Source organism: Methylobacterium sp. WL103 (genome assembly GCF_008039885.1).
Taxonomy (GTDB): domain Bacteria; phylum Pseudomonadota; class Alphaproteobacteria; order Rhizobiales; family Beijerinckiaceae; genus Methylobacterium; species Methylobacterium cerastii.
Window position 1 is genome coordinate 1 of the sequence record NZ_VRUX01000382.1, and the last position, 4,172, is coordinate 4,172.

At 69.9% G+C, this 4,172-nt stretch carries 3 protein-coding genes; 1 reads left to right on the forward strand and 2 read right to left on the reverse strand.

Annotated elements, in window-relative coordinates; all coding sequences use genetic code 11:
- Positions 1-250: 250 nt before the first annotated feature.
- Together FV222_RS18880 and FV222_RS18885 are read right to left on the reverse strand one after the other, a co-directional pair.
- Positions 251-457, reverse strand: a complete 207-nt coding sequence (locus FV222_RS18880; protein WP_147764837.1) for a hypothetical protein — start codon at positions 455-457, stop codon at positions 251-253.
- A gap of 223 nt (positions 458-680) precedes the next feature.
- Entirely contained in the window at positions 681-1,115 is a 435-nt protein-coding gene (locus FV222_RS18885) for a MucR family transcriptional regulator (protein WP_147764830.1), read from the reverse strand.
- A gap of 447 nt (positions 1,116-1,562) precedes the next feature.
- Between FV222_RS18885 and FV222_RS18890 the strand changes: the two genes are divergently transcribed.
- Positions 1,563-3,680, forward strand: a complete 2,118-nt coding sequence (locus FV222_RS18890; protein WP_147764831.1) for a S9 family peptidase — start codon at positions 1,563-1,565, stop codon at positions 3,678-3,680.
- Positions 3,681-4,172: the final 492 nt, after the last annotated feature.

Below are 4,172 nucleotides of genomic sequence, written 5' to 3' on the forward strand. Positions count from 1 at the left end.
AGCGGCTGCTGGCGGCCAAGGCCGCCAGCAGCCGCTCGCCGGCACGCCCGATCGCGGCCTCCGCGGGCGGCAGGGCGACCGGGCGGGCAAGGGGGCGAGGAGCCAGGCGAGCGGTCCGAGCCTGAGAGGGTTTGTTCATGTTTTGTTCCCAACGCGAACGGTCTTCGTCACGACGAAGGAAACAGGAGAGTCCTGAAAATCGTCCTAGATCAAGACTTGACGACCACGACGCTGTGGAGCGTCACGCACCCTAGGGTGCAGGGTCGGCGCCGGGCTTCGCCGGCGGATGCTTCAGCACCTCGGCGATCTCGTCCTCGGACTTGCCGCGGACGTCGTAGCCCATCCCGGCGAGGCGCTCGACCAGGGCGTCGCTGTCGGCGGCCGAGCGGGCGGCCCATTCGGCGAGGACGTCGTTAGCCTTGCCGAGGTCGTCGGTCGGAACGGCGTCGGTCGACATCTTGGCATCGCTCATGGGGACAAACCGCTCGCAGAACCAGGACGGTGACGCGCAAGGTTCGTGCCCAGCGCGCGCATTGTCCAGCGCGTGGATGTCGGCTTGCGTGAAGAAAACGCGACCGCACGACGAAAGAGAGCGTCTTCCGTGATCCGGAGATCACGGAAGACGCTCGAGATCGCGCGGGACGCGGGGAAACCGTGCCCCGGCGCCCCGCATGGCGGTCTCAGGCGGCTTCGTCGTAATTGCCCGAGCGGGTCTGGCCGAGGCCGATCGCCTTGGCGAGGTCGGAGCGGGCCTTGGCGTAGTTCGGCGCGACCATCGGGTAGTCCGGCGGCAGGCCCCACTTGGCGCGATACTGCTCCGGGCTCATGTCGTACTTGGCGCGCAGGTGGCGCTTGAGCGACTTGAAGGTCCGGCCGTCCTCCAGGCAGATGATGTGGTCGGCGGTGACGGACTTCTTCACCGGCACGGCGGGGGTCAGCGGGCCGGCGGGCGCCTCGGCCTCGGCCTGTCCGCCGGCGACCTGCATCAGCGACGCGTGGATACGGGTGATCAGCTGGGCCAGCTCGCCCGGGGGGACCGGGTTGTTGCTGACGTAGGCCGACACGATGTCGGCTGCGAGTTCCACGTAGTCGACCGTGGTTTCAGTGTCGTTCATGTTCGGCCATGTCCTCTGGACGCTCAGGCTGTCGACGGGTCTTGGGCGGCGCGGGCCGTCGGCCCCGCCGTCTCTCGCCAGGATGCGGGCATTCCCGCAGCAATGTTCGGCCCGCCCGCAAGTGCTGAGTAAAATGCGGGGACCCCTCCCCGCGACGACATCTCATTAGGATATTTGCAGATCGCCCGCAAGTTGCTCGACGACAGTTCGGATACGCAACGTCAACTATCCGGAAGGATATTTCAGCTTAACGAAATCGGCTAAAGCGATGCCTACTCAAGGGCGAAGCATCCCACCGATTCGGCTCTACCCCAGATTGCAGAACCTGCGGAGGACAACGCGGCCGGCACCAAGCCGGGGCGAGACCAATGCACGCCGGGCCTTGTCCGGGGCTGGGCCGCACGGCACATGCCCAGGTTCGCGCAGGTTCTCCACGGGAAATCTCCAATGGCGTTCGACACGGCCCACGTCCCGCCCGCCTCCGACGCGCCGCGTGCGCAGCGCCGGCCGCACAGCTTCGTCGTCCACGGGCGCACCCTGTCGGACGACTACGCCTGGTTGAAGGCCGAGAACTGGCAGGACGTCCTCAAGGACCCGTCGGCGCTGCCGGCCGACATCGGCGACTACTTGAGGTCCGAGAACGCCTACGCCGAGGCGGCGCTCGCCGGCGCGGCGCCGCTGCGCAAAACGTTGGTCGCCGAGATGCGCGGGCGCATCCGCGAGGACGACAGCGGCGTGCCGACGCCGGACGGGCCGTTCGCCTACTACACCCGCCACCGCGACGGCGGGCAGCACCCCCTGGTCTGCCGCCGCCCATCCGCGGCCGGCGACGACGCGGGGGCGGAAGAGATTCTGATCGACGGCGACAAGGAGGGCGAGGGCCTGGCCTTCTTCGAGATCGCAGGCGCCGCCCATTCCGACGACCATGCGCGCCTCGCCTGGGGCGTCGACACCAAGGGCTCGGAGCTGCACGCGATCCGGGTGCGCGACCTCGCGACAGGGACGGACACGGCCGACCGCGTCGAGGCGACCTCCGGCGAGGCGGTCTGGTCGGCCGACGGCGCCGGGTTCTGGTACGTCGCGGTCGACGCCAACCACCGGCCGGCGCGGGTGATGTACCACCGCCTCGGCACCGAGCAGGCGGACGACGCCACGGTCTACGTCGAGCGCGATTCCGGGTTCTTCGTCCACATCGGGGCGACGCAGTCGGGCGCCTACCTCACCATCACCGCGAGCGACCACGAGACCTCGGAGGTCCACCTCCTCGACCGCGCCGCGCCGGACGGGCGCCTGCGCGTGGTGCAGCCGCGCGAGCCGCTGCTGATCTACTCGGTCGAGCATCGCGGCGCGGACCTCTACATCCTCACCAACGCCGACGGCGCCGAGGACTTCAAGGTCGTCACCACCCCGGTGGCCGAACCGGGCCGGGGGCACTGGGCCGACCTGGTGCCGCACCGCGCCGGCACCATGATCCGCCACCTGCATCTGCTCGCCGGCCACCTGGTCCGCCTCGAGGTCGAGAACGCCCGGCCGCGGATCATCGTGCGCGACCTCGCGACCGCCGAGGAGCACGCGGTGGCGTTCGCGGAGGAGGCCTACTCGCTGGGCCTCCAGCCCGGCTACGAGTTCGAGACGGCGACGATCCGCTTCGCCTATTCCTCGATGACGACGCCGACGGAGACCTGGGACTACGATTGCGCCACCCGCTCCCGCGCCCTGCGCAAGCGTCAGACCATCCCGAGCGGGCACGCGCCCGAGGACTACGTCACGCGGCGGCTGTTCGCGACCGCCCCGGACGGGGCGCAGGTGCCGATCTCGCTGCTGCACCGGCGCGACCTCGTCCTCGACGGGACGGCGCCGCTTCTGCTCTACGGTTACGGCGCCTACGGCACGCTGATGCCGGCGGCGTTCCGCACCAACCTGCTGAGCCTCGTCGACCGCGGCTTCGTCTACGCCATCGCCCACATCCGCGGCGGCACCGAGAAGGGCTGGCGCTGGTACCTCGACGGCAAGCGCGAGAAGAAGCCCAACACCTTCTCCGACTTCGTCGCCTGCGCCCGTGCCTTGATCCACGCACGGTACACCTCGGAAAAGAAGATCGTGGCGCATGGCGGCAGCGCCGGCGGCATGCTGATGGGGGCGGTGGCCAACCTCGCCCCGGAGCTGTTCGCCGGCATCGTCGCCGACGTGCCCTTCGTCGACGTGCTCAACACCATGCTCGACGCCGAGCTGCCGCTGACACCGCCGGAATGGCCGGAATGGGGAAACCCGGCCGAGAGCGAGGCGGCGTTCCGGACCATCCTGTCGTACTCGCCCTACGACAACGTCGCGGCCAAGGCCTACCCGGCGATCCTGGCGCTCGGCGGCCTCACCGACCCGCGGGTGACCTATTGGGAGCCGGCCAAATGGGTGGCGCGCCTGCGCGCGACCATGACCGGCGGCGGCCCGGTCCTGCTGCGCACCAACATGGAAGCCGGCCACGGCGGCGCCGCCGGCCGCTTCGACCGGCTCGAAGAGGTGGCGCTGATCTACGGCTTCGCGTTGGCGGCGGTGGGCGAGGCGTGAGGGAGAGGCGGCGTTCGGCTCGGCGAGGGATCCGTTGTCCTGAGCGGGAGACGTCCCTCCTTCCCAGGTTCCCGATTCACCGATTCCGCATAGCCTCGTATGACGCGCGGCTCCCCCCTCTCCCCGCAGGCGGGGAGAGGCCCGGCTGCACCCCGTGGTGCAGCCGGGAAGCGAGGGCGCAGCCGAAGCGACGGTGAGGGGGAGCTTCCAGAGGAGGCTCCTCCGTTCGCGCCCCCTCACCGTCGGCTGCCGCCCCGCTTTGCCGACGACGAGGTCGGCAAAGCCCTCTCCCCCACCGAAGTCGGGCCTGCCCGACTTCGGCAGGCAGGTTCGGATCTCGGGCAAGCCCGAGATCCGTGCGGAGCGAGGGGATGCGCGCACATCAAGGCGCCAGAAGCAGAGACGTGCGAAGCCTATTGCGTCTCCTTGAGACGTAGATAGCCCTCACGGCTGCGCGGGCGGCGGGCCGATGTCGAGGGGGCGTTCCGGCGG